Source organism: Mucilaginibacter psychrotolerans (assembly GCF_004519315.1).
Classification (GTDB): Bacteria; Bacteroidota; Bacteroidia; order Sphingobacteriales; family Sphingobacteriaceae; genus Mucilaginibacter; species Mucilaginibacter psychrotolerans.
Genome location: NZ_SOZE01000087.1, coordinates 1 through 891 on the forward strand (window position 1 = coordinate 1; position 891 = coordinate 891).

Here is an 891-nt window from a genome sequence, read left to right on the forward strand (position 1 = left end):
AACACGGCAAAGAAGAAGAAAAAGAACAAAAAAGAATTGTACAAAGCTATCGGTAAACAGCTGAACTACCTGAAAAGAAACCTGGGCACCATAGATAAACTACTGGATAGCTGCCCTCAGATCCCTTTTACGAAAAGGGACTATAAGATATACCTGGTCATCCAGCATATCTATGCCCAGCAGTTACAGATGCACCGGGATAAAAGCCATAGCCATCCCGACCGGATCGTTAACATCTATCAGCCCCATGTGCGGGCCATTGTGCGCGGAAAAGCCAAATCGATGGTGGAGTTTGGGGCCAAGCTGGGCGTAAGTGAGCAGCTGGGCTATGTCCGCATCAATACCCTGAGTTGGGATGCCTACAATGAAAGCCGCGATCTGCCCGGGCAGGTAGAAGCCTACCGTGAACTTAACGGGCACTACCCGGAGGTGGTTATCACCGATACCATTTATGGTGCCAGGGAGAATAGGCAATGGTTGAAAGACCGGGGTATCCGCTACAGCGGAAAAGCATTGGGCAGACCAACTAAAACGCCGCAAACACCTTACCAGAAACGGAAGTTTAAAAAGGAGCAGGGAGAACGGAACCACATAGAAGGCAAATTCGGGCAAGGAAAAAACGGGTACAACCTCAATAAGATCAGAGCACGCACAGCCCCTACATCTGAATCATGGATCGCCTGCATCATGTTTGTAATGAACCTGGTTAAGTTCTTCAAGGACTTTTCCTCAGCTGTTTTTCAAATGCTTGTCAGCATCCTATATATAATGGCAACTTATCTAAAAGAACAATTAGTGCCTATCTGGTACCATATCCAAAACAGTGGTAAATACACTCCGAAAAGACTGCTTTTAAATATATAGGGCAGTCGACTTATTCACCAAACCCTA

Annotated in this window: 1 protein-coding gene; it reads left to right on the forward strand. The window is 46.2% G+C overall.

What is annotated here, in order from left to right:
* On the forward strand, nucleotides 1-864 hold an 864-nt coding region (locus E2R66_RS28140; RefSeq protein ID WP_158288536.1), incomplete at its 5' end, for a transposase.
* Nucleotides 865-891: the final 27 nt, after the last annotated feature.